The sequence below is a fragment of the Williamsia sp. SKLECPSW1 genome, assembly GCF_054332755.1.
This window is the reverse complement of the sequence record NZ_JBTGLI010000001.1, coordinates 954,162-978,236: the sequence shown is the minus strand read 5'-3', so window position 1 is coordinate 978,236 and position 24,075 is coordinate 954,162. Positions and strand designations below refer to the sequence as shown.

At 69.0% G+C, this 24,075-nt stretch carries 21 protein-coding genes; 16 read left to right on the top strand and 5 right to left on the bottom strand.

What is annotated here, in order from left to right; genetic code table 11:
- Nucleotides 1-40 precede the first annotated feature (40 nt).
- A complete protein-coding gene (locus tag ACXVUM_RS04365; RefSeq protein ID WP_458520619.1) occupies nt 41-1,603 on the top strand; it encodes an acyl-CoA synthetase in 1,563 nt (520 codons plus the stop codon).
- 124 nt (nt 1,604-1,727) lie between these two features.
- Here ACXVUM_RS04365 and ACXVUM_RS04360 read toward each other — a convergent pair whose 3' ends face one another.
- On the bottom strand, nt 1,728-3,152 hold the full coding sequence (locus tag ACXVUM_RS04360) for a cytochrome P450 (protein ID WP_458520618.1): 1,425 nt from the start codon (nt 3,150-3,152) through the stop codon (nt 1,728-1,730).
- 65 nt (nt 3,153-3,217) lie between these two features.
- Here ACXVUM_RS04360 and ACXVUM_RS04355 point away from each other — a divergent pair, with 65 nt between their 5' ends.
- On the top strand, nt 3,218-3,871 hold the full coding sequence (locus ACXVUM_RS04355) for a TetR/AcrR family transcriptional regulator (protein ID WP_458520617.1): 654 nt from the start codon (nt 3,218-3,220) through the stop codon (nt 3,869-3,871).
- Here ACXVUM_RS04355 and ACXVUM_RS04350 read toward each other — a convergent pair.
- Nucleotides 3,858-4,664, bottom strand: coding sequence for a crotonase/enoyl-CoA hydratase family protein (locus ACXVUM_RS04350; RefSeq protein WP_458520616.1), 807 nt, complete (start codon nt 4,662-4,664; stop codon nt 3,858-3,860). The genes ACXVUM_RS04355 and ACXVUM_RS04350 overlap by 14 nt on opposite strands.
- A 78-nt stretch (nt 4,665-4,742) precedes the next feature.
- Between ACXVUM_RS04350 and ACXVUM_RS04345 the strand changes: the two genes are divergently transcribed.
- Together ACXVUM_RS04345 and ACXVUM_RS04340 are read left to right on the top strand one after the other, a co-directional pair.
- Nucleotides 4,743-6,401: an acyl-CoA synthetase gene (locus ACXVUM_RS04345; protein WP_458520615.1), complete on the top strand. Its 1,659-nt coding sequence runs from the start codon at nt 4,743-4,745 to the stop codon at nt 6,399-6,401.
- A 32-nt stretch (nt 6,402-6,433) separates the two neighbouring features.
- On the top strand, nt 6,434-7,579 hold the full coding sequence (locus ACXVUM_RS04340; protein WP_458520614.1) for an NAD(P)H-dependent flavin oxidoreductase: 1,146 nt from the start codon (nt 6,434-6,436) through the stop codon (nt 7,577-7,579).
- Between the two features lie 249 nt (nt 7,580-7,828).
- On the opposite strand, the gene ACXVUM_RS04335 is transcribed toward ACXVUM_RS04340, so the two are convergent.
- The 3 genes from ACXVUM_RS04335 to ACXVUM_RS04325 form a co-directional block, all read right to left on the bottom strand.
- Nucleotides 7,829-9,394 (bottom strand): long-chain-fatty-acid--CoA ligase, encoded by a 1,566-nt coding sequence (locus ACXVUM_RS04335; RefSeq protein WP_458520613.1) that lies wholly within the window; start codon nt 9,392-9,394, stop codon nt 7,829-7,831.
- Nucleotides 9,391-10,623: an acyl-CoA dehydrogenase family protein gene (locus ACXVUM_RS04330; RefSeq protein ID WP_458520612.1), complete on the bottom strand. Its 1,233-nt coding sequence runs from the start codon at nt 10,621-10,623 to the stop codon at nt 9,391-9,393. The genes ACXVUM_RS04335 and ACXVUM_RS04330 overlap by 4 nt, the downstream gene beginning before the upstream one ends.
- Nucleotides 10,624-10,737: 114 nt before the next feature.
- Nucleotides 10,738-11,940: an acyl-CoA dehydrogenase family protein gene (locus tag ACXVUM_RS04325; protein WP_458520611.1), complete on the bottom strand. Its 1,203-nt coding sequence runs from the start codon at nt 11,938-11,940 to the stop codon at nt 10,738-10,740.
- Between the two features lie 134 nt (nt 11,941-12,074).
- On the opposite strand from ACXVUM_RS04325, the gene ACXVUM_RS04320 reads away from it, so the two are divergent.
- From ACXVUM_RS04320 to ACXVUM_RS04265, 12 genes are all read left to right on the top strand, one after another.
- The gene (locus tag ACXVUM_RS04320) at nt 12,075-12,263 is read left to right on the top strand and encodes a ferredoxin (protein WP_253647153.1); all 189 of its coding nucleotides are present in this window, start codon (nt 12,075-12,077) and stop codon (nt 12,261-12,263) included.
- 78 nt (nt 12,264-12,341) lie between these two features.
- A complete protein-coding gene (locus ACXVUM_RS04315; protein WP_458520610.1) occupies nt 12,342-13,232 on the top strand; it encodes a 3-oxoacyl-ACP reductase in 891 nt (296 codons plus the stop codon).
- A 222-nt stretch (nt 13,233-13,454) separates the two neighbouring features.
- Nucleotides 13,455-14,219, top strand: coding sequence for an MlaE family ABC transporter permease (locus tag ACXVUM_RS04310; protein ID WP_299576486.1), 765 nt, complete (start codon nt 13,455-13,457; stop codon nt 14,217-14,219).
- 2 nt (nt 14,220-14,221) lie between these two features.
- Nucleotides 14,222-15,070, top strand: a complete 849-nt coding sequence (locus ACXVUM_RS04305; protein WP_458520609.1) for an MlaE family ABC transporter permease — start codon at nt 14,222-14,224, stop codon at nt 15,068-15,070.
- Nucleotides 15,071-15,073: 3 nt separating this feature from the next.
- Nucleotides 15,074-16,246 (top strand): MCE family protein, encoded by a 1,173-nt coding sequence (locus ACXVUM_RS04300; protein ID WP_458520608.1) that lies wholly within the window; start codon nt 15,074-15,076, stop codon nt 16,244-16,246.
- Nucleotides 16,239-17,312: an MCE family protein gene (locus tag ACXVUM_RS04295; RefSeq protein ID WP_458520607.1), complete on the top strand. Its 1,074-nt coding sequence runs from the start codon at nt 16,239-16,241 to the stop codon at nt 17,310-17,312. The genes ACXVUM_RS04300 and ACXVUM_RS04295 overlap by 8 nt, the downstream gene beginning before the upstream one ends.
- A complete protein-coding gene (locus ACXVUM_RS04290; protein WP_458520606.1) occupies nt 17,309-18,475 on the top strand; it encodes an MCE family protein in 1,167 nt (388 codons plus the stop codon). Before ACXVUM_RS04295 ends, ACXVUM_RS04290 begins: the two co-directional genes overlap by 4 nt.
- Complete coding sequence (locus ACXVUM_RS04285; protein WP_458520605.1) at nt 18,472-19,764, top strand: MCE family protein; 1,293 nt, start codon at nt 18,472-18,474, stop codon at nt 19,762-19,764. The genes ACXVUM_RS04290 and ACXVUM_RS04285 overlap by 4 nt, the downstream gene beginning before the upstream one ends.
- On the top strand, nt 19,761-21,017 hold the full coding sequence (locus ACXVUM_RS04280; RefSeq protein ID WP_458520604.1) for an MCE family protein: 1,257 nt from the start codon (nt 19,761-19,763) through the stop codon (nt 21,015-21,017). The genes ACXVUM_RS04285 and ACXVUM_RS04280 overlap by 4 nt, the downstream gene beginning before the upstream one ends.
- On the top strand, nt 21,014-22,450 hold the full coding sequence (locus ACXVUM_RS04275) for an MCE family protein (protein WP_458520603.1): 1,437 nt from the start codon (nt 21,014-21,016) through the stop codon (nt 22,448-22,450). Before ACXVUM_RS04280 ends, ACXVUM_RS04275 begins: the two co-directional genes overlap by 4 nt.
- Complete coding sequence (locus ACXVUM_RS04270; RefSeq protein WP_458520602.1) at nt 22,447-23,397, top strand: hypothetical protein; 951 nt, start codon at nt 22,447-22,449, stop codon at nt 23,395-23,397. Before ACXVUM_RS04275 ends, ACXVUM_RS04270 begins: the two co-directional genes overlap by 4 nt.
- On the top strand, nt 23,394-24,074 hold the full coding sequence (locus ACXVUM_RS04265; protein ID WP_458520601.1) for a hypothetical protein: 681 nt from the start codon (nt 23,394-23,396) through the stop codon (nt 24,072-24,074). The genes ACXVUM_RS04270 and ACXVUM_RS04265 overlap by 4 nt, the downstream gene beginning before the upstream one ends.
- Nucleotide 24,075 lies beyond the last annotated feature (1 nt).

Below are 24,075 nucleotides of genomic sequence, written 5' to 3'. Positions count from 1 at the left end.
TAGAAATCGCGGCATCCCGCCGCTCTGCGAGGAGGCACCCGTGTCCGACACCGACGCGCCCATCGGCCTGTGGAACATAGCCCGCGAGACCCCCGAGAAGATCGCCCTCGTCGACCCCGACGGCGTCGAACACACCTACGGCGAGATCGCCTCCCGGGCCAACCGGCTGTCCAACGGGCTGCGTGCCCACGGATTCGTCACCGGTGACACGCTCGTCATCGCGACCCCGAATTGCGTGGAGACGGTCTGCCTCCAGTTCGCGGCGCTGCAGATCGGCCTCTACCTCGCGCCGGTGAACTGGCACCTGACCGGTCCGGAGATCGCGTACATCCTCGGCGACAGCGAGGCGAAGGTCTTCATCGCGCACGAACGCTTCGCCGACACCGCCCGGATCGCGGCGCGCGAGGCGGGTTTCGCTCCCGAGGACCTCTTCGCCGTCGGATCCGTCGACGGCTTCCGTCCGCTCGACGACCTCGTCGCCGACGTCGACGACAGCCTGCCGTCGGACCGTACGACCGGCGCTCCGATGCTGTACACGTCGGGCACCACCGGGAAACCCAAGGGCGTCCGGCGTCCGCTGACCGGGGCCGCCCCGGAACAGGCCGCGCTCGGCGGGATCGGGTTCTTCGGGGTGATGGGGTTGGTCCCGCACGACGACCACGTCCACATCTGCGGGTCGCCGCTCTACCACACGGCCGTCGTCAACTTCGTGATGATCTCGATGCAGTTGGGCCACAAGGTCGTTCTCATGGACAAGTGGGATCCCGAGCGGATGCTCGCCCTCATCGAGAAGCACAAGGTGACCCAGAGTCACATGGTCCCGACGCAGTTCCACCGTCTGCTCGCGCTGCCGGAGGAGGTGCGTGCGAAGTACGACGTGTCGTCGCTGCGCAACATGATCCACGGCGCCGCACCGTGTCCCCGGGAGATCAAGCAGCAGATGCTCGAGTGGTGGGGACCGGTCGTGACCGAGTACTACGCAGCCACCGAGGGCGGCGGGACGACGATCTTCGGCGACGAGTGGCTCACCCATCCGGGATCCGTCGGCAAGGCGTGGTCGTACTCGGTCGTCAAGGTCCTCGACGACAGCGGGGAGGAGGTCCCGCGCGGCGAGAGCGGTCAGGTGTACATGGAGATGAAGGGCTCCTCGTTCGAGTACTACAAAGACAAGGAGAAGACCCAGAAGGCCCGCGTCGGGAACATGTTCACCACCGGCGACATCGGCTACATGGACGACGAGGGCTATCTGTACCTGCTCGACCGCAAGAACGACATGATCATCTCCGGCGGGGTCAACATCTACCCGGCCGAGATCGAGGGTGAACTCGCCGTGCACCCGAAGGTCGCCGACGTCGCCGTGTTCGGTGTGCCCCATGCGGATTGGGGCGAGGAGATCAAGGCCGTCGTGCAGCCGGCGCCGGGTGTCGTCGGGGACGAGGCGCTGACCGACGAGCTGATGACGTATGCCAAGGAGCGGCTCGCCAAGTTCAAGCTGCCCCGCTCGATCGACTACATCGACGAGATGCCCCGCGCCGACAACGGCAAGCTCTACAAGCGTCGTCTGCGGGATCCGTACTGGGAGAAGGCCGAACGCGCCATCTGACCCCACCCGTCGACTGGGCGTTTCCGGACGTCGACTGGGCGTTTCCGGACACTACGACGTCTGGTACCGCCCACTGGACGTCTGGTACCGCCCACTCGACGTCTGGTACCGCCCACTCGACGGGTCAGGCGGTGGGCACCACCGCGTGCGTGCGGGGACGCAGGGTGAGCTCGAACCCCTCGGGCAGCATCGTCAGACGCTCGGTGACCGTGAGGTCGTAGCCGGGGTCGCCGGCGAACTCGTAGCGGTGGATCAACGTCGCGAGGACGAGGACCGCCTCGTGGATGGCGAACTGACGCCCGATGCATGCGCGCAGACCCGCCCCGAACGGCTTGTAGCTGTGCGGGGGCCGCTTCTTGACGTTCACGGGGAGGAACCGGTCGGGCTCGAAGCGGTCGGGGTCCTCCCACACCGCGGGATCCTTGTGGACGGCCCCGAGACTGACGACCACGTAGTCGTCGGTGTCCATGCGGTACTCGTCCGCCAGGGTGGTCGCCTCGCGGGGGCCGCGCGCGAACCCGGGCACCGTCGGCCAGATGCGCAGCGACTCGTCCAGCACCCGTCGGACGTACCGGAACTTGGCGACCTGCTCGAACTCCGGCATGGCGTGAGGATCGGGGCCGAGGAGCTCGTCGACCTCCTCCCGGGCCCGGGCCAGGCACTCGGGGTTGCGCGCGAGGTAGTACAGCGCGAACGACAGTGCACCCGAGGTCGTCTCGTGTCCGGCGACGAGGAACGTGAGGATCTGGTGACGGATGTTCACCGGGGACAGCTTCTCCCCGGTCTCGGGGTGCGCCACGTTCAGCATGATGCCCAGCAGGTCGTGGCTGTCGTCGACGGCCGATCGGGCGCTGATGAGCTCGTCGAGCATCGAGTCGAGGTATCCCTGGTGCCGTGCGTACCGCCGGTCCAGCAACCAGCCCAGGGCGTTGCCCCCGGGCAGTGTCCGCAGCATGCCCTTGCGACGGCCGGTCTCCAGTGCGGTCACCATCGCCGCGACGAACGGGTGCGGCTTCTCCGACCGGAACGACCCGAAGTCCTGACTGAACGCCGTGCGCGTGAGCGTCTCCATGGTCAGCTTCGTCATGTCGCGGGACACGTCGACGGGGCCGTCGTCCATCCGGCTGTCCCAGTAGCCGAACAGCTCGCCGGCGGTCTCCACCATGATCGGGTGATACGACCGCATCGCCGGCTTCGTGAACGCCGGGACCAGGAGTTCGTGCGCCAGTTGCCAGTTCGGCTCGTCGTTGTACGCGGTGAACAGTCCGTCACCCGCATAGTCGCGCAGGGCGGCGACGGCAGGCGGCAGGGCCTTGCAGAAGCGGGTCTCGTCGCACAGCTCGGCGGTCAGCGCCGCGGTCGTCGCGAAGACCAGTCGCGTCCGCAACACCTGCAGCTCGTACAGGGGCCCGAGCCCGACGGCCGCCTCCGTCATGCTCTGGATGGGACGTCGTCGGTCGACGCTCAGCAGGTCGCCGATCACGGGTCGGCGGCGTCCCGGGTGGGGGAACCGTCGGCCGAACCAGTCGTTGGGTGTCCGTCTCGCCACGACCCGACTGTCCACCGCTACTGAACCCGTGTCAAGTAGTGGCGTCCGCGAGTAGCGTGAGCGCGGTGAACCGACGTACCCGGATGAGCCCCGAGCGGCGCCGGGATCAGTTGCTCGACCTCGGGGTCGAACTGTTCGCCACGCACCCGTACGACGAGGTGCACATCGAGCGGGTCGCCGAGATGGCCGGTGTCTCCCGCGGCCTGCTGTACCACTACTTCCCGGGCAAACGGGAGTTCTTCGTGGCCATGCTGACCCGCGAGAACGACCGACTGATGGAGGAGACCGCGCCCGACCCGACACTGCCGGCCACGGCGCAGTTGGAGAACGGGATCCGGGCGTTCGTCGATCACTGCCGTCTCCACGAACACGGGGTGCGTGCCGTCTTCCGGGGCGGTGTCAGCTCGGACCCCGAGGTCGTGTCGATGGTGTCGGGATCGATCGACGTGCAGGTGTCACGGATCCTGGCCGCGACCGGCGCCGACGACGACCCGGCGCCGATCCTCGCGCTCGCCATCCGCAGTTGGATCGGTCTCCTGCGCGCCGCCTGCTACGAGATGCTCACCGACAAGAGGATCGACCCCGACGAGGTCGTCGGGATGTGTGGTGCCGCGTTCTTCGGGACGATGGCCGGACTTCCCCCGGCGGTGCTCCCGCCGGTGGTGGCGGAGATCCTCGCCGACGGCGTGCCGCGAACGGACTCCGTCACCGCCCCGTGAACACCGGCTTCTCCTTGTTCGCGAACGCCTTCGGGCCGATCTTGGCGTCGTCGCTGGAGAAGACCTTCTTTCCCAACGCCGTCTCGACCGGGAACGCGTCGAGCTCGTGCATCCCCTCGGTGTCGCGGATGGTCCGCAGGATGTTCTGCACCGCCACAGGTCCGTTGGCGGCGATGCGTTCGGCGATCTCGAGCGCCTTGTCCAGTGCCGTGCCGTCGGGGACCACGTATCCGATCAGCCCGTAGGACAGCGCCTCCGGGGCCGTCACCTGGCGGCCGGTGAGCAGCATGTCCGCGGCGATCGTGTACGGGATCTGCCGCACCAGGCGGACCGCGCTGCCCCCGATCGGGAACAGACCCCACCGGGCCTCGGCGACGCCGAACCGGGCGCTCTCGCCCGCGACGCGGATGTCGGTGCCCTGCAGGATCTCGGTACCGCCCGCGATCGCGGGACCCTCCACCGCGGCGATCAGCGGCTTGCTCAACCGGCGACCCTTCAGCAGTGCCGGCAGGTGGGTGGGGTCGAACTCGCCGGAGTCGAAGCTGTCACCCGGGGCCCTGCTGTTCATCGACTTGAGGTCGGCGCCGGCGCAGAAGTACCCACCCGCACCGGTGAGGACGGCGACGCGGATCTCGTCGTCGGTGTCGACGCGGTCCCACGCCTCCTCCATGGTCCGCATCATCTCGGTCGACAGGGCGTTGCGCGCCTGGGGTCGGTTGAGCGTGACGACGAGGACGTGGCCGCGTTGCTCGACGAGGCACTCGGGTTCGCGGGTGGCGGGGTTGTCGGACACGCGGCGACTCGCTCTCGATCGGGCAGGTGTTCTGCGGTTTTCTTGCCCAAAACGGTAACACGTTCTAGTTTTGACCCCATGGCCTTCACCATCGCCGACCTCATCGAGCACGCCGTCGACCTCATGCCCGATCGCGTCGCCCTCGAGACCGACGGCGCCGCGCGCACCTACGCCGAACTCGAGGCGCGCAGCAACGCCCTCGCGCACCAACTCCGCGCCCTCGGCGTGCAGCCCGGGGACACCGTCGGGCTCTACAGCCGCAACACCCTCGAGTGCGTCGAGGCGATGGTCGCGATCTTCAAGGCGCGAGCGGTGATGGTCAACGTCAACTTCCGCTACGTCGAGGCCGAGCTCGAACACATCTTCACCGACTCGCAGATGTCGGTGCTGATCTACGAACGCCAGTACACCCAGAAGGTCTCGAAGGTGCTGGCGAAGGCGCCCGACCTGAAGCATCTGATCGTGATCGAGGACGGGACCGGCAAGGACGTCGCCGACGCCCTCAACCACGGGCACCTCACCGCCGACGCGATCGAGTTCGACGCCGCCGTGGCGGACAACTCCACCGACCGCGACTTCGAGGAGCGGTCCGACGACGACCTGTACATCCTCTACACCGGCGGGACGACGGGGAAGCCGAAGGGCGTCGTCTGGCGCCAGTACGACGTCTTCCGTGTACTCGGCGGTGGAACAGACTGGTATACAGGGGAACCCGTCACCGACGAGTGGAAGTTCGCGAACGAGGGTGCGGCCGGCGGACAGCTGGTGCGGTTCCCGATCCCACCGTTCATCCACGGCGGCTCGCAGTGGGCGGTGTTCCAGGCGCTCTTCGGTGGGCAGAAGGCGATCATCTACCCCGAGTTCGGCGCCCACCAGACGTGGGAGATCGTCGAGCGGCACAAGGCGAACGTCGTCTTCATCACCGGTGATGCCATGGGACGCCCCATGATCGAGGCGCTGCTGGAGAAGGACTACGACACGTCGTCGGTCGTCTCGATCGCGTCGTCCGCGGCGATCTTCTCCCAGAGCGTCAAGGACCAGTACGTCGACCGCTTCCCCAACGCGGTCATCGTCGACGCGATCGGCTCGTCGGAGACGGGGTTCGGTGGCATGACCGCCGTCGAGAAGGGGCAGGCGCACGCCGGCGGTCCGCGGGTGAAGGCCGACCCCAACACCGTCCTGCTCCGTGAGGACGGCACCGTGATCCCCGTCGGGTCCGACGAGGTCGGCCTGATGGCCCGGACCGGCAACATCCCGCTGCGGTATCACAACGACCCGGAGAAGTCGGAGAAGACGTTCAAGACCTTCGACGGTGTCCGGTATTCGATGCCCGGCGACTTCGCCCGCTATGAGCCCGACGGGACCATCACCATGCTCGGCCGCGGGTCGGTGTCGATCAACTCCGGTGGCGAGAAGATCTTCCCGGAGGAGGTGGAGCAGGCGCTCAAGGCGCACCCCGACGTGTTCGACGTCGTCGTCGTCGGTGTACCCGACGAGCGGTACGGCAGCAGGGTCGCCGCGGTCGTCGCGGCACGCGACGGGCACCGTCCCGCGCTGGCCGACCTCAACACGGTCGCCCGCGACCAGATCGCGGGGTACAAGTGTCCGCGCAGCGTGTGGTTCGTCGACGAGATCAAGCGGTCGCCCGCGGGGAAGCCGAATTACCGCTGGGGACATGAGATCACCGACTCCCGACCGGCCGACGAGTCGCTCGAGGTCACCTCCACCCGTTCCTGACACGCACCCATCCGCACACAGACAGGGCCACCATGCGCACCGCACTCGCCGACCGGTTCGGCATCGAGTACCCCATCTTCGGGTTCACACCGTCCGAGCACGTCGCCGCGGCCATCAGCCGGGCCGGCGGTCTCGGTGTGCTCGGGTGCGTCCGCTTCAACGAGGCCGACGAGCTCGACCGGGTGCTGACGTGGATGCACGAGAACACCGACGGCAAGCCGTTCGGCGTCGACATCGTGATGCCCGCGACGATCCCGACCGAGGGCACGAAGGTCGACCTCGACTCGCTGATCCCGCCGGAGCACCGTGCGTTCGTCGAGCGGACACTCGACGAGCTCGGCGTGCCCGCGCTCGACGGCGAGGAACGGGTGAACGCGGGTGTGTTGGGCTGGCTGCACTCGGTCGCGCGGTCGCACGTCGACGTCGCGATGGACCATGCCGACCGGCACGGCCAGATCACGCTCATCGCCAACGCACTGGGATCGCCGCCCGCGGACGTCATCTCGACCTCCCACGCGCACGGTGTCCAGGTGGCGGCGTTGGCCGGCGCGCGTTCGCACGCGCTGCACCACGTCGACGCCGGCGTCGACATCGTCATCGCCCAGGGCTACGAGGCCGGTGGGCACACCGGTGAGATCGCGTCGGTCGTGTTGTGGCCCGAGGTCGTCGACGCCGTGGAGGGTCGGGCATCGGTGTTGGCCGCCGGTGGCGTCGGCAGCGGCCGCCAGATCGCCGCGGCCCTGGCCTCCGGCGCCGACGGGGTGTGGATGGGCTCGTACTGGTTGACCGCGGCCGAGTACCGGCTCGGGGCGACCGGCGACGGGCCGACCACCATCCAGCAGGCGCTGCTGGCGGCCACCTCCCACGACACCGTGCGCCGTCGCATCTACTCCGGCAAGCCCGCGCGGCTGCTCAAGACGAAGTGGACCGACGCGTGGGACGCGCCGGATGCTCCTGCGCCGCTGCCGATGCCGCTGCAGAACCTGCTCGTCGCCGAGGCGCACTCGAGGATCTCCGCCGCGGACGACCCGCAGGTCGTCGCCATGCCGGCCGGGCAGATCGTCGGCCGGATGAACGCGATCACGCCGGTCGCCGAGCTGATCGACGGCCTCGTCGACGAGTACACCCGGACCGTCGAACGCCTCGCCGCGACGCTTCCCCACGCCGCGCCGGCCTGACGCTCCACCCGTGGTGCCCTGTGGTGCCGTGATGCTGGCGCTCCACTTCTGGTGGTGACGCTCCACTTGCAGGGCGGTCTCCGCGTGAACGCTCCACTTGTTCGAGGACGCTCCGCCTGCAAACGGAGCGTCCTCGAACAAGTGGAGCGCGAACCCTGGAACCGGAGCGGGAACCCTGGAACCGGAGCGCGAAGCCTGGAAGTGGAGCGGGAAGCCTGGAAGTGGAGCGCGGAGCCTGGAAGTGGAGCGTCAGAGATAGGTGCGGGTCACGGGGTCCAGCGACCACGTCGGGTCGGGTGCCGACGACGCGATCTCGCGGCGGAGCACCTTGAACGTCGCGGTCGTCGGGAGCTCGTCGACGAGGCAGATGTGGGACGGCCACTGCTTGGGTCCCAGATCCGACTGCGCCGCGAGGAACTCCGACAGGCCGTCGGCGGTGAGACCGTCGGCGACCAGCGACGCCACGATCTCGTCGCCGACCCGTCCACCGATCCCGTACACCGTGGCGAGGCGGATCGACGGGTGGCGCAGCAGGATCCGCTCGATCGGACCGGTCCCGATGTTCTCGCCGTCCACCCGCACCCAGTCACCGATCCGGCCCGCGAAGTGGACGAAGCCCGCACGGTCGACGTAGGCGAGATCGCCGGAGTGGTAGATCCCGCCGCGCATCCGCTCGGCGTCGGCGGCGGTGTCGCCGTAGTAGCCGGTGAAGGCGCCCCCGCCCGAGGTGTTGACGATCTCGCCGACGGCCACGTCGGCGTTCAGCAGTCGGCCGTCGTCGTCGAACTCCGCAGGTGGACAGGGGAGTCCGGTACCGGGGTCGACGACGGCGACGGGTGCCACCAGCGGACCGAGCGCCTCCGGCGGTGTCTCTGCGGTGCGTCCGATCGCGATGCCGCCTTCGGTGGACCCGTACCCGTCGACGACGCGAACACCGAAACGTCGACCGAACGCCACGATGTCACCGGCGGACGCCTCGTTGCCGTAGACGATCCGGAGCGGGTTGTCGGCGTCGTCGGCCCTCTCCGGCGTGGCCAGGACGTAGCTCAACGGCTTGCCCACGTAGTTGGCGTAGGTGGCGCCGTAGCGGCGGACGTCGTCGAGGAACCCCGAGGCCGAGAACCGCGGCCGCAGAGCGACGGACGCACCGGCCGCGATCGCGACACCCCATCCGGCGATGATCGCGTTCGAGTGGAACATCGGCATCGACAGGTAGACGACGTCGTCGGCACCCAGACCGAATCGGTCGGCGAGCATCACGCCGGCACCGGTGACCTTCGCGTGGTCGCACCGCACCGCCTTCGGGTCCCCGCTCGTCCCCGAGGTGAAGATCAGCATGAACAGGTCGTCGGGTCGCGGGGTGCGCGACCGGGCGACGGGGGCGGTCGTCACCTCGTCGGACCAGGAGGGCGCGGTGACGTCGACGACGTGCGCGTCGCCGAGATCGACCCCGTCGAGCAGCGCGATGGTCGTCGGTTCGACGAGGACGACCTGGCAGTCGGCGACCGCGATGTCGCGGGACAGCGCGGCGCCACGTCGCGTCGTGTTCAGCCCGACGACGACGAGTCCGTCGAGCGCGGCCGCCGACAGCACCGTCGCGAACTCGGTGGTGTTGTCGAGCAGGACCGCGACGTGCGGTGGCCGATCGGGGTCGAGGCGGGCGCGCAGCGCTCCCGCCCAGCGGCGAGCGGTGTCGAGGTGATCGCGCCACGAGAGGACGACGTCCCCGCACCGGACACCCCGGTCGTCGACCTCGGAGAGGCGATCGAGGAGGTCGGCGAGTGCGACCGTCCCGGCCGCCACTCCGGGACTCACACCGGCTCGGCCGCCAACGCCGCACCGATCCGACGCAGCGCGGTCGTCGCCGACCCCGATGCGAACTCGTTCTGCTTGGCGCGCAGGAAGTACCGGTGCAGCGGGTGGCTGGTGTCGATGCCGACGCCGCCGTGCACGTGGACCGCGGTGTGCGCGACGCGGTGCCCGGCCTCGGCGGCCCAGAACTTGGCGGTGGCCAGTTCGGTGCCGGCGTTCTCGCCGGCACCGACGCAGTAGGCGGCCTGCAGCGTGGTCAGCGTCGCGGCCCGCACGTCGATGTACCCGTCGGCCAGACGTTGCGCGACAGCCTGGAACGAGCCGANTTTTGTGCCTTTTTTCTCTCCCCCCCCGACGCAGTAGGCGGCCTGCAGCGTGGTCAGCGTCGCGGCCCGCACGTCGATGTACCCGTCGGCCAGACGTTGCGCGACAGCCTGGAACGAGCCGATCGGTCGGGAGAACTGTTCCCGTTCACGGGCATACGTGGCGGTGTGGTCCAGTGCCCCGGTCACCACACCGACCTGGTCGGCGCACTGGGCGAGTGTCAGGCGGTCGACGACGAACGCGACGGCATCGGCGCGGCCCAGGACGTCGTCGGCACCGACCCGCACACCTGTCAGCTCGAGATGAGCCGCGGGGACCTGGCCGGTGGTCCGCGCGTCCTCCCGGCCGACGCCCTCGGCGTCGGTCGCCACGAGCGCGGCGAGCGTCCCGTCGGGTGCGGTCGCCGTGACGACGACCGCTGCCGCGGACGCACCGAACGGCACCGCCAGCACCGTCCCGTCGAGCACCCATCCGTCGCCGTCGGGGCGGGCGGAGACCGTCGGGGCCAGCGGGTCCTCCGACAGCTCGCCGTCGACGGCGACGGTGACGACCGACGACCCGTCGGTGACCCGCGGGAGCCAGGTCGCACGCAGACGTCCGCCACCAAGTCCTGCGATCAGCGGCACGGCGACCATCGCGTGGGGCCCGAACGGCACGCGGGCCAGGACCTTGCCGAGTTCGGTGGCCACCGCGACGTTCTCGGCGACACCGAGTCCGGCACCCCCGTCGGCCTCTTCCGCCTCCAGGGCGAGCAGACCCGCGTCGGCCAGTGCCGACCACATCTCGGTGTCGATCGGGTCGCCCGCGGTCTCCGCGGCGGCGATCCGCTCGTCGGTCGCGAACCGGGCGGCGATGTCGCGCGCGAGTCCGGCGACGTCGCCCGACTCCTCGGAAGGACGGAAGTCCATGGTGTGCCTCTCGTCAGCGCCTGGGGGGGGGGGGGGGGGGGTCGACGCTCGTGTACCGGACGTCTGCTGTGTCAATGCTTCTGGGTCAACGCTTCTGCGATCAAAGCTTCTGGATCAACGCTTCTGGGCGGGCTGGCCCAGGGCGAGCATCGCGATGATGTCGCGCTGGATCTCGTTGGTGCCGCCGCCGAAGGTGAGGATCAGCGAGGACCGGTGGAAACGCTCGATCCGACCGGCCAGCTGCGCGCCGGGGGAGGTGCGGCGCAGTGTCGCCGCCGGTCCCAGGACCTCCATGAGCAACCGGTATGCCTCGGTCGCGAACTCGGTGCCGAACACCTTCGTCGCGGAGGCGTCCGCCGGCGACGGCGACCCGCCCTGTGTCGCCGTCGACGCGATGTTCCAGTTGATCAGCTTCAGGAACTCGACCTTGGCGTGCACGCGCGCGAGGTTCAGCTGCACCCACTCGGCGTCGATCACCCGGTCGCCGTCGGCGCGCTTGGTGTTCTGCGCCCACTCGACGGTCTCGCGCAGCGCCTGCTGGATCGGCGCCGCCGAACACAGTGCGACACGCTCGTGGTTGAGCTGATTGGTCACCAGCGGCCACCCGCCACCGAGCTCGCCGACGAGCGCCGAGCGGGGGACCCGGACGTCGGAGTAGTAGGTGGCGCTCGTGTCGACACCGGCCATCGTGTGGACCGGCGTGTAGCTGAACCCCTCGGCGTCGGTCGGCACGATGAGCATCGAGATGCCCTTGTGCTTCTTGCCGCCCGGTTCCATCGACGCCGGGTCGGTGCGGCAGGCCAGCCAGATGTAGTCGGCGTACTGGATCAGGCTCGTCCACATCTTCTGGCCGTTGATCACGAACTCGTCGCCGTCGAGGCGGGCGGTGGTCCGCAGCGACGCGAGATCGGTGCCGGCGCCGGGCTCGGAGTAGCCGATGGAGAAGTGCAGTTCGCCGGCCGCGATCTTCGGCAGGAAGAACGCCTTCTGCTCGTCGGTGCCGTAGTGCATGATCGTCGGCGCCACCGAGTTGATCGTCAGGAACGGCACCGGCACACCGGCGATCGCGGCCTCGTCGGTGAAGATCAGCTGATCCATCATCGGGCGGTTCTGTCCGCCGAACTCCGTCGGCCATCCCAGCGCCAACCAGCCGTCGGCGCCCATCTGCGCGACGACCTCCCGGTAGACGTTGCCGGCCCCGACCTCACCCGAGTCCGACGCGAGCGCGGCACGACGCTCGGGCGTCATCAGTTGCGCGAAGTAGGACCGGAGCTCGCGACGGAGCTCCTCGTGAGCCTCTGTATAGGCGATGCGCATCGGGGACTCCGTGAGAGTATCGGTGACGGAACGTTCGGTCGGTGGACTGACCGATGGTCAGATTCTAGAACACGTTCTAACGTGAATCGATGGAGTGCGTCAACCGACGTGCCCGGGGAACGGAAGGCCACGACATGCGCATCAAGGCAGATTTCGACCTCTGTGAGTCCAACGCCGTCTGCGTCGGCATGGCTCCGGATGTGTTCGACCTCGACGACAACGACTACCTGGTGATCCTCCAGGAGGAGGTCCCCGACGACCGCCTCGAGGAGATGCGTCAGGTCGTCGCGAACTGCCCCAAGGCGGCTCTGTCGATCGAATGACACCCGATGTCGGGCGCGGGTGCGCCCGACATCGCCGCGCCCCTTGACATCGCAGCAGAATTAGAACAGGTTCTAGCTGTGCAATCACTCGAAGGGCGCGTCGCCGTCGTGACCGGGGCGGCTGCGGGCCTCGGTCGCGCCGAGGCCATCGGACTGGGCGCGCTCGGCGCGACCGTCGTCGTCAACGACCTCGCCGCGGCACTCGACGACAGTGACGTCGTCGACGCGATCTCCGCCGCGGGCGGAAAGGGCGTCGTCGTCGCCGGTGACATCGGCGACTCCGCGACGGCCACCGAGATCATGCGCACCGCGGTCGACGACCACGGGTCGCTCGACGTCCTCATGTGCAACGCGGGCGTCGTGCGCGATCGCATGCTGTTCAACATGAGCGACGACGAGTGGGACCTCGTCGTTCGCGTACACCTGCGGGGCCACTTCCTGCTCAACCGCAACGCCGCGGCGCACTGGCGTGCTGCGTCCAAGGCGGCCGAGGCACCCGTGTACGGGCGCATCATCAACACCTCGTCGGAGGCCGGGCTCCTCGGGCCCGAGGGGCAGGCGAACTACGGAGCCGCGAAGGCCGGGATCACCGCGCTCACCCTCTCCGCGTCACGCATCCTGGGTCGCTACGGCGTGACCGCGAACGCCATCTGCCCGCGGGCGCGCACCGCCATGACCGCCGCGGTGTTCGGCGAGCCGCCGGCCGACGGCGTCGACCCCCTCTCGACCGACCACGTCGTCTCCCTCGTGCAGTTCCTCGCCGGGCCGGACTCGGCGGCGGTCAGTGGCCAGGTGTTCGTCGTCTACGGCCCGAAGGTGACGCTGATGGCGGCACCCACCGTCGAGGAGACGTTCGCCGCCGACGGCGATGCGTGGGATCCCGCGGACCTCTCCAGCCGTCTGAGCAGCTATTTCGCAGATCGTGACCCGTCGCGGACGTTCTCCGCGGCGAACGCGTTGGCGCAGTGACGACAACTCTCTGTGTATTCCTCGAATCATCCATGGCAACCAATTGGACGCATGCTAAGTTGCCTTCGACCACGCGCCGCCGACGGTGCGAATTCCGTTGTCTCATCGAGTCGAGAGGTGGCGACGGGTGCGGGTCTCAGTGATCGGACGTCGTGGGTTCGCCTCCCGGGCCGGGGCCGAACGGGTCGGGCTCCACGACGTGGCTGGGTGTGAGGAGAGTCGGTGAGGACACGACTGGCGGCCCCGTTCGCAGGCGTCGGCGACTTCGTCGGCCTCGCCGTCGCCGCCGCACGTGAGCTGCCGCGGCGGCCCTTCCAGGCCCGCGAGACCGTCGAGCAGTCCTGGGCGATCGCCCGCGTCTCGATGGTCCCCACGCTGCTGGTCGCGATCCCCTTCACCGTCCTGGTCAGCTTCACCCTGAACATCCTGTTGCGCGAGATCGGTGCCCAGGACCTCTCCGGCGCCGGCGCCGCCCTGGGCACCATCACCCAGATCGGTCCGATCGTCACGGTCCTCATCGTCGCCGGGGCGGGCGCGACCGCCATCTGTGCCGACCTCGGTGCGCGCACCATCCGCGAGGAGATCGACGCCCTCCGCGTGCTCGGCATCGACCCGATCCACCGTCTCGTCGTCCCCCGCGTCATCGCGTCGACCATCGTCGCTCTGCTGTTGAACAGCCTCGTCTGCACCATCGGGCTCGGCGGCGGGTTCGTGTTCTCGGTCTACCTCCAGGACGTCAACCCGGGTGCGTTCATCGCGAACCTCACGCTGCTGACGGGCCTCGGCGAACTCATCATCTCGATGGTCAAGGCGGCGCTGTTCGGACTGTTCGCCGGGTTGGTCGGCTGCTACCGCGGTCTCACCGTCAAGGGTGGCGCGAAGGGCGTCGGCGACGCGGTCAACGAGACGGTCGTCTACTCGTTCATGGCCCTGTTCGTGGTGAACGTCGTCGTCACCGCGGTCGGACTGAAGGCGACGGGAGGGTAGTCATGGCCTTGCCGCACAGCCTCGCGTTCCGCGGGTCCCGACTCGCGCGCCGCTCGACGGGGGAGTGGGACGCCCTCGGCGACCAGGCGATGTTCTACTTCGACAGCCTCGTCGCCATCCCGCGCGCCCTGCGTCAGTACAAGAAGGAGACGCTGCGGCTGATCGCCGAGATCAGCATGGGCACCGGTGCGCTCGCGCTCATCGGTGGCACGGTCGTGGTCGTCGGGTTCCTCACCCTGTTCACCGGCGGCACCATCGCCGTCCAGGGGTACAGCTCGCTGGCGAACATCGGCGTCGAGACCCTCACCGGCTTCTTCTCCGCCTTCATCAACGTGCGGATCGCGGTCCCCGTGATCGCGGGCATCGCCCTCGCCGCGACGATCGGGGCCGGCGCCACGGCACAGCTGGGCGCGATGCGGGTCAGCGAGGAGATCGACGCACTGGAGTCGATGGCCATCGCGTCGGTCCCCTACCTCGTCAGCACGCGGATCATCGCCGGACTGATCGCGATCATCCCGCTGTACGCGCTGGCCTCGGTCGCATCGTTCCTGGCCGCGCGGTTCGCCACGGTCGTGTTCTACGGGCAGTCGTCGGGCGTGTACGACCACTACTTCTCGACGTTCCTCATACCGTCGAACATCCTGTGGTCCTTCGTGCAGGCCATCGCGATGGCGGTCGCGGTCATGATGATCCACACCTACTACGGCTACAACGCCTCCGGCGGCCCGGTCGGCGTGGGCATCGCGGTCGGCAACGCCGTGCGCGCCTCGCTGATCGTCGTCGTCGTCATCACCCTGCTCCTGTCCCTCGCCATCTATGGCTCCGACGGCGACTTCAACCTGGCGGGCTGAACGATGGCGACCGGTCACTCCACGTTCAGCCGACGTCTCGCCGCGGTGGTGCTCGTCGCGGCGATCGTCGGTGCGGTGACCCTGTCGGTGATGCAGTTCTTCGACGCGTTCCGCTCGACCGTCCCGGTCACGCTCACCGCGGACCGCGCCGGACTGGTGATGAACCCCGACGCGAAGGTGCGCCTGCGCGGGGTGACCATCGGACGCGTCACCACGATCCGCCCCGACGGCGACAAGGTGGTCCTGCACCTCGACGTCGACTCCGGACAGCTGTCCCGTGTCCCGGCCGACGTGACCGCGCAGATCCGCTCCAACACCATCTTCGGCGCCAAATCGGTCGATCTGAGCGCCCCGCCCGACTCGTCGGGGCCGCACCTGCGCGCGGGGGCCACGATCTCCTCCGACCGCGTCCAGGTCGAACTGAACACCGTCTTCGGACGGCTCGTCGACGTGCTCGCGCAACTGCAACCGGAGAAGCTCAACGCGACGCTCGGCGCCGTCGACACCGCGCTGCACGGGCGCGGCGCGCAGATCGGGCAGGGTCTGGCCGACCTGTCGGAGACCGTCGGGGCCATCAACCCGTCGCTGGACGCGCTCAACGCAGACTTCCGGGACACCGCGACGGTGACGAACGTCTACGCCGACTCCTTCGCCTCGATCGCCCGCGCATTGGACAACACGACCACCGTGGGGAACACGTTGCTGGACAACGCTTCCGCGCTCGACGCCCTCCTGGTGAACACCACCGGGCTGGCGAGCACGGTCGACTCGATCGTGGGTCCGAAGAAGCAGACCCTCATCGGTGCGCTGACCAACCTCGACCCGGTGTCGGAGTTGCTGGGCTACCAGTCGCCGGGCCTCGCGTGTTTCCTGCGCACCGCCGCCGGCGTACTCCCGAAGGCGCTGCCCATCTTCGGTGACAAGACGGGGTACATCTCGCTGAACGCGGGCGCCCTGCCGGGCAAGGAGCCGTACCGGTACCCCCAGGATCTGCCCAGGGTGAACGCGCAGGGGCCGCCGACGTGCGCGTACGGGTTGTCGAACGTGTCCGACCCCCGGCACCCGCCGTTCTACGTCACCGACAACGCCCCCCAGCCCTACCAGCCGCGGTTCACCGCGAAGTTCGACCCGTCCAAGCTGTTCGAGATCATGTTCGGACCGGCGCCCCGTGGCTGATCCCCTCAAGCAGCGGCACATCGAGTTCCGTCGCACCGCGATCAAGCTGGGTGCGTTCGCGGTGGCGATGGTGCTCGTCTTCGTCGGCCTCGTCGTCGTCTTCAGTCAGTACCGCAGCGGGTCCACCAGCGACTACACCGCCACGTTCAGCAACGCGTCGCAGCTGAAGTCCGGCTCGAAGGTGCGCATCGCGGGTGTCGAGGTGGGCAAGGTCGGCAGCGTCTCACTCGACCACGACAACACCGCGTCGGTCGACTTCTCCGTCGACCAGCAGTACCGCCTGCCGCGGTCGGTGCACGCGAACGTGCGGTACGAGAACCTCACCGGGGACCGGTATCTGGAGCTCACCGAGGGCTCCGGCGACCCGACGGCCCTGCTGCCCGCCGGTGGTCACATCCCCGTCGCGCAGACGTCGCCGGCACTCGACCTCGACAAGCTGCTGGGCGGGTTCAAGCCGCTGTTCAACACCCTCTCGCCCGACGAGGTCAACAAGCTCTCGAACTCGCTGATCCAGGTCTTCCAGGGCCAGGGCGCGGGGCTGACCGAGCTCCTGCGCACCACGGCGTCGTTCACGAACTCCATCGCCGACCGTGACCGACTCATCGGCAGCGTCATCGACAACCTCAACCGGACGCTGGGCACCCTGGATGCGGACCGGTCCGGACTCGACTCCAGCCTGGACCGGTTGCAGCAGCTGGTGTCCGGGCTCGCGTCGGACCGGGGGACCATCGGTCGCGCGGTCACCGACATCTCGCAGGCGACGAACGGGCTGGCCGACCTCCTCGACACCAACCGGCCGAACCTGAAGCAGGTGGTCAGCAGCACCGGCGCGGTGGCCGGAGCCATCGACGCCGACGGGCCGTACCTGCGTGGTCTCCTCAGCCGGTTGCCCGAGGACTTCAAGAAGCTGACCAACCTCGGCAGCTACGGTGCGTGGCTGCAGATCTGGCTCTGCCGCGTCGACATCTACATCACCGGGCCGAACCACCAGGAGATCGTGTACCGGTCGGTCAACGATGCGAGCCCCACCACCAACCCCGGCGGGAGGTGTGCGACGCCGAAATGACGTTCTCCTTCACACCCCGACGCGGCAACGGGCGCGTCCGGATCGGCATCATCGGCGTGGTCGTGACCGCGCTGATCGTGATCACCGCGCTGCAGATGGACAAGCTGCCCTACCTGACCACCGGGAGCGTCTACACCGCCTACTTCGCCGACGCCGGAGGTCTGCGCCCCGGCGACGTCGTCGTGGTGTCCGGGGTCGACGTCGGGAAGGTCAACGCGATCTCGTTGGCGCACACCGACGACGGCACGCCGCGCGGACGTACCGCCGCGAAGGTGTCGTTCACCATGGCCGACGGGACGATCGTCGGCGCGGACAGCCAGGCGTCGATCAAGACCGAGACGGTGCTCGGACGCCGCAACCTCACCGTCGAACCGCACGGCAGCGGGCGGCTGCAACCGGGTCAGTCCATACCCTTCCGCAACACACTCGCCCCGTACTCGCTCACCGACGCACTCGACGACACCACGTCGACCCTCGAGCAGACCGACACCGGCACGCTGAACCGGGCGCTGAACACCCTGTCCGACACCTTCTCCGACACGCCGCCGCAGGTGCGCGGCGCGGTCGACGGTGTCGCGCGGTTGTCGAAGTCGATCGCCGACCGCGACGACGCGCTGCGATCGCTGCTCGGTCGGGCGAAGTCGGTGACCGACGTCGTCGCGAAACGCAGCTCGCAGATCAACACCCTCCTCGTCGACGCGAACTCCCTCCTCGGGGAACTCCAGGCCCGGCGGATGGCGTTGGGCGAGTTGATCGTCGGTGTGAAGAACGTGTCGGCGCAGATCAGCGGGTTCATCGCCGACAACAACGCCCAACTGCAGCCCGTGCTGACGAACCTGAACAAGGCGCTGACGATCTTCGAGGACAACCGGCAGAACCTGAACGTCACCCTCGACCGACTCGGCCCCTACGCGAACGTGCTCGGCGAGGCCGTCTCCAGTGGGCCGTACTTCTCGTCGTACGTGGGCATCCCGACGTTCGGCGACTACACGAACACCTTCCTGAAACTGCTCGAGCAGAAGTACCCGGAGGCGTACAAGGCGTTCACCTACAGCGGCAACCCGTTGTTCCCGTCGAACTACTTCACCCGCCCCGACGCCGAGACCGATCCGAACAAGTCGATCCCCATCCCGGGGACGCCGCGCGACAGGGGACAGGGATGAGCTTCAGCGTCCAGAACCTCAGTCCCGCCAACCTCGGCCGCCGCTTCTGGATCGGCCTGATCGCGACGCTCGTGATCATCGCCGTGGTGATCGCGGGCTACATGGCCTACCAGCGGGTGACCTACAAGACCTACACCGCCTACTTCACCGAGGTGAACGGTCTCTACCCGGGTGACCCGGTGAAGGTGATCGGCGTCGACGTCGGTTCCGTCGCGTCCATCACGCCGCGCTCCGACGACGTGAAGGTCGAGTTCCACGTCGACCGCGACGTGCGGGTGCCCGCGAACGCGTCCGCGGTGATCGTCGCGCAGAGCCTGGTGTCGGGTCGTTTCATCCAGCTCAACCCCGTCTACGACACCGGCCCCACGATGAAGGCCGGCGCAGCGATCCCGATGGACCGCACCGCGGTCCCCGTCGAGTGGGATCAGATCAAGGCCCAGCTGGCGAAACTGTCGGAAGCCGTGGGCCCCGACGGTGCGGACCCGGGGTCGGTGGCACGGCTGGTCGACACCGCCGACAAGAACCTCGACGGGAACGGGAAGGCGATCGGCGCCTCGATCCAGGAGCTCTCCGCACTCACGAAGACCCTGTCGGACAACCGCGGTGACCTGTTCTCGACCATCCGCAACCTGCAGTCGCTCACCGACGCCCTGGCGCAGAGCCACGAGGAGATCGTCCAGTTCAACGGCCGGATCGCCTCGGTGAGCCAGGTTCTGGCCGACAACACACGCAACCTCGACGGGGCGCTCACCAACCTCGACGGCGCCCTGGGTGATCTGAAGACGTTCATCGACAGCAACGGGCGCCGACTCACCGAGTCCGTCGCCCGCCTGGCCGACACGACCGACATCCTGGCGCGGAAGGACGAGCAGATCCGCGGGCTGTTGCACTCCGCACCGACGCAGCTGTCGAACTTCTACAACATCTACAACCCGATGACCGCGTCACTCAGCGGTATCTTCGGCCTCGGTCAGTTCGGCAACCTGGTGAACCTGTTGTGCGGCACCATCGCCGGCAACGACCGGCCCGGGAGCACACCGGCCGACGCGGAGAAGTGCGTCGACGTGCTCGGCCCGCTGATCTCGACGATCTCGGTCAACTATCCACCGGCACTGGTGAACCCGGTGACGGGCCGCAACGCCCTGCCGGGACAGGTGACCTACCAGAACGCGTCCGTGGAGGCGCGTGCCAAGCAGGGGATCATCGACCAGGACGCGAAGACGCGTCGGGCCTACGGCGGCAACGTCGGACTGGCGGGCCTGCTGGTCCCGTTCGGAGGACAGGGATGAGCGCCCGCCGGATCCGTGCCGCGGCGATCGGGGCGACGTGCGCCGCGGTGCTCGCCACGTCGGCCTGCTCGTTCTCGGGCCTGAACTCGCTGCCCGTCCCCGGCGCCCAGGGAACCGGCGACGGCTCCTACGAACTGACGGCGCTGCTCCCCAACGCGGCGAACCTCGTCGAGAACGCCCCGGTGCTGATGAACGACGCCACCGTGGGCAGCGTCGGCCCCACCACCGTCGAGGACTGGAAGGCCCGTATCACCGTCCGCCTGGACAAGGGGACACGCGTGCCCGTGGGGTCGTACGCGATCGTCGGCCTCACCAGCGTGCTGGGGTCGCTCAACCTGCAGATCGTGCAGCCGCAGAACCCGACCGGCGGGATCCTGCCGCCCGGTGGCCGGCTCTCGACGGCGAACTGCCCGGAGCAGCCCGAGGTCCCGACACCCGACAACCGGCCCGCGATCGCCGACGTCACCGAGGCGCAGCAGGTCGCGCAGTGCACCTACCCGACGGTCGAGCAGGTTCTCAGCTCGCTGTCGGTGGTGCTCAACGGCGGCGGCCTGTCGCAGATCGGTGACATCGTCCACGAACTGTCGAGCGCGCTCAACGGTCGCGAGAGCACCATCCGCGCGCTGATCCCGCGCCTGACGACCCTCGTCGGTGACCTCGACGATCAACGCGACAACATCATCGACGCCATCTCCGGCATCGATCGGCTCGCGGCGAGCGTCAACGCCCAGCAGCCTGCCGTCGACCGGGCGCTGACGCAGCTGCCGGCCTCCCTCAAACTCCTCGTCGACCAGCGGTCGAACCTCACCGAGACGTTGGGGTCGACCGGCAGGTTGAGCCGGACCGTCGACGACATCCTCGATGCCAGCGGTGACGACATCACCACCATCGTCAGCAACCTGAAACCCGTGCTCGCGCAACTACAGGAGAGCGGGCAGTCGCTGACACGGTCGCTCGGGGTGCTGGTGACGTTCCCCTTCGCGGAGTCGGTGATCCCGAAGATCGTCAAGGGCGACTTCGTCAACGGTGTCATCAACCTCGACCTCACCGACGGGCGGCTCAGCCGCGGTGCCTTCGCGAGTCTCGGCGCGGCAACCCCGTCGTTGATCTACGGGCCCGAGGCGGCGCTCGGCACACCCGCGGGCGCGGCGAAGCGCAACGTCAACCCGTTCCTCGCGCCCCTGCAGGACACCGCACCCACCCCCGCCCCCGCCCCGCGGACACCCGCCCCGACGACGGGAGGCCGTCCGTGACCATCTCCCGGTTCGTCCGCATCCAGTTGGCGATCTTCGCGTTGGTGTCCGTCGTGTCGCTCGTCGTCGTCGGCGTCTACTACATCCAGGTGCCCGCGATGCTCGGGATCGGCCGCTACACCGTGCATCTCGACCTGCCCAGCACGGGCGGTCTGTACGCGAACGCCAACGTCACCTATCGGGGTGTGACGGTCGGCCGGGTCGACGCGGTCCGTCTGACGTCGACCGGGGTCCGCGCCGACCTCTCCATCGACAGCGACCGCAAGATCCCCGCGTCGTCGGCCGCGTCGGTGCAGAGCGTCTCGGCCGTGGGCGAGCAGTACGTCCAGTTCACCCCGCGCCCCGACGCCGGTGATGCGCTGCTGCGCAACGGGTCGGTGATCCGCAACGGGTCGGTGCCCACCGAGATCTCGACCCTCGTGAACCGCACGAACGCGCTGCTGCAGTCGGTGCAGAGCAGCAAGTTGCGCCGCGTGCTCGACGAGACCTTCGACGCGTTCAACGGCAACGCCGAGGACCTCCAACGACTGCTGGACTCGCTGACGTTGTTCGCCGGTGAGGCGAACCGCAACTCGGCCGTGACACGCACGCTGATCGAGCAGGCCGAGCCGCTGTTGGCGACGCAGACCGCCACGGTCGGCGACATCCGTCGGTGGACGGCCAACGTCGCCGCGGTGACCGACCAACTGCGCGAGAACGATCCGGAGATCCGCGGGATCCTCGCGAAGGGCCCCGGGACGGTGTCGCAGGCGCGGGACCTGTTCACCTCCTTCAACCAGACGCTGCCGCTGCTCATCGACAACATCGCCACCGCGGGTAAGACGCTCGCGGTCTATCTCCCCAACCTGCGCCAGGTACTCGTGCTCTACCCGCGCGTGTTGCAGGCGCTGGTCTCGGCGGTCAACAACGAGGATCCGCGCAAGGGCGCCAACGTCGACTTCGCACTCGGGTTCCAGGATCCGGGCACCTGCACGGTCGGGTTCCTGCCCGCGTCGGAGCGACGGTCGCCGGCGATCCAGACGCCGCAGGATCTCCCGCCCGGACTGCTCTGCCGGGTGCCGCAGGACTCCAACGTCGCCGTGCGCGGCTCCCGCAACTTCCCGTGTGCGGAGTTCCCGGGCCGTCGTGCCCCGACCCCCGCGGAATGCCGCAGCGGGTACAAGCCGCTCGCCGAGAACGTGCCCTTCCCCCAAGGCCTCCCGGGCGTCAGTGGCCTGCCCGACGGCAAGCTCACACCGGCGACGCCGTCCGCCTACGACGGCAAGCCCTCGGTGTACGCCGGCGCGTACGATCCGGGGTCGGGCACCGCCATCGGACCCGACGGCAAGACCTACGCCGTCGCCGCGCCCGATCCGACGGCCGCCGGCCAGGGCGGTGCCGGAGGAGGAAACACCACATGGCAGGGCCTGATCACCGGGACGGTGACGGGATGAGCACGACGGCCGACGACCGCGTCGAGCGCGAGGGCCGACGCACCCGTCGCCGGGTCCGACGACCCGCGGGACCGCCCGGAGCCGACACGACGTCGACGACAGCACCGACCGCCCCGTCCGCCGGTGCCCCGTCCGCGTCGCCGCGGCCCGTCCGACGCTCGGCACCCATCACGGGGCTGCGCCGCAGCACGCGCGCAGGCGACCCCGGTGCGCACGCCGGTCCGGACACCGACGCGGTGACCCCTGCGGACACGGCGCCTGCGGATACGACGCCTGCGGACACGGCCCCTGCCGAGACATCCCCCGCCGACGCCGTTCGAGACGGCAGCACGGCCGACGAGGCCCGCATCGGCACCGCCACCACCGAGCCGTCGACGGAGGCCGCCCCCGACCGGTCCGGCGCGACTCTGAGCTACCGCGAACGGCGGCGTGGCGCCCCGACCGTCGCGAAGCGAGCACCGGTGCGGCGGTCCCGGCTCGGTCTGTACCTCGCGGGCACGCTCGCCGTACTCGTCGTCGCGGCGCTGGCCGCGGTGTCGGTCTTCTTCGCCGTCGGGACGCACCGCATCGACGACCGCGCCGCGCAACGCGCGGAGTACGTCGCCTTCGCGCGGCAGATGGTGGTCAACCTGACGTCGCTGAGTCCCTCGACCGTCGACGCGACCCTCGCCGAGTTCCGCAAGGACGCGAGCGGCAAGGCGCTCGAGGACACGCAGCAGACGCTGCAGCAGACCGTCGACCTCATCAAGTCGCAGAACGTCACGACGAAGGGCACGATCCTCGCCGACGCGGTGGAGTCCAGCGACTCCGAGCAGGCGACGGTCCTCATCGTGTCGGGCTGGACGATGGACAACCCGCAGCCGGTGGTGCAGACGTTCCGGTGGAAGGTGACCGTGAGTCGGATCGACGGTGCGTTGAAGCTGACCGGATACGAGTGGGTGACATGACGATCGACACCCCGGTCTCCGAGACCGACCCGACGCCCCCGCCACCGGTGAGCCCGTGGAAGTCGACCCGGGTCCGCATCGTCGCGGCGGTGCTCGCGCTGCTCGTCGTCGCGGGGGCGGTCACGGCCACCGTGCTCGGCATGCGGTGGTCGTCGGCGAACGACCGCGAGGATGCCCGCGGTGCCGCGGTCGCCGCCGGGGAACGCTACGCACGCGTCATGTTCGGCTTCGACCCGGCCACCGTCGACGGCAACGTCGCGACGGCCAAGGGGGCGCTCGTCGGCAAGGCGCGGACCACCTACGACGACATCATGCAGTCGAGTGATCTGTCGGCCCAGGTGAAGAAGCAGAAGGTCACCTCGTCGGTGACCATCCAGGAGGCCGGTGTCTCCTCGGCGAGTGCCGACCGGGCGACCGTCCTCATATTCATGAACCAGTCGGTGTCCAAGGGCGACAACCAGTTGGTGCGCGTGGAGCCGAGCCGCGTCGAGTACTCGATGGTGAAACGCGGCAGCCGGTGGCTCATCGACGACATCACCGTGATCACCGACGACTCGCTGCGCTCCAAGCTGAAGCTGGACCCGTCGAGCGCGCCGTCGGCGAGCGGTGCGGTCACCCCGCCCGGGTCGTCGTCACCCGCGCCGCCTCCCGCGTCGTCACCCGCTCCCGCGGGCTGAC

What these genes read in the sequence shown, in the direction of transcription:
- ACXVUM_RS04345 (WP_458520615.1), top strand. Translation starts at nt 4,743, where the DNA reads ATGGCCTTCACCATCGCCGACCTCATCGAGCACGCCGTCGACCTCATG.
- ACXVUM_RS04340 (WP_458520614.1), top strand. Translation starts at nt 6,434, where the DNA reads ATGCGCACCGCACTCGCCGACCGGTTCGGCATCGAGTACCCCATCTTC.
- ACXVUM_RS04325 (WP_458520611.1), bottom strand. Translation starts at nt 11,940, where the DNA reads ATGCGCATCGCCTATACAGAGGCTCACGAGGAGCTCCGTCGCGAGCTC.
- ACXVUM_RS04320 (WP_253647153.1), top strand. Translation starts at nt 12,075, where the DNA reads ATGCGCATCAAGGCAGATTTCGACCTCTGTGAGTCCAACGCCGTCTGC.
- ACXVUM_RS04305 (WP_458520609.1), top strand. Translation starts at nt 14,222, where the DNA reads ATGGCCTTGCCGCACAGCCTCGCGTTCCGCGGGTCCCGACTCGCGCGC.
- ACXVUM_RS04300 (WP_458520608.1), top strand. Translation starts at nt 15,074, where the DNA reads ATGGCGACCGGTCACTCCACGTTCAGCCGACGTCTCGCCGCGGTGGTG.
- ACXVUM_RS04290 (WP_458520606.1), top strand. Translation starts at nt 17,309, where the DNA reads ATGACGTTCTCCTTCACACCCCGACGCGGCAACGGGCGCGTCCGGATC.
- ACXVUM_RS04285 (WP_458520605.1), top strand. Translation starts at nt 18,472, where the DNA reads ATGAGCTTCAGCGTCCAGAACCTCAGTCCCGCCAACCTCGGCCGCCGC.
- ACXVUM_RS04280 (WP_458520604.1), top strand. Translation starts at nt 19,761, where the DNA reads ATGAGCGCCCGCCGGATCCGTGCCGCGGCGATCGGGGCGACGTGCGCC.
- ACXVUM_RS04270 (WP_458520602.1), top strand. Translation starts at nt 22,447, where the DNA reads ATGAGCACGACGGCCGACGACCGCGTCGAGCGCGAGGGCCGACGCACC.
- ACXVUM_RS04265 (WP_458520601.1), top strand. Translation starts at nt 23,394, where the DNA reads ATGACGATCGACACCCCGGTCTCCGAGACCGACCCGACGCCCCCGCCA.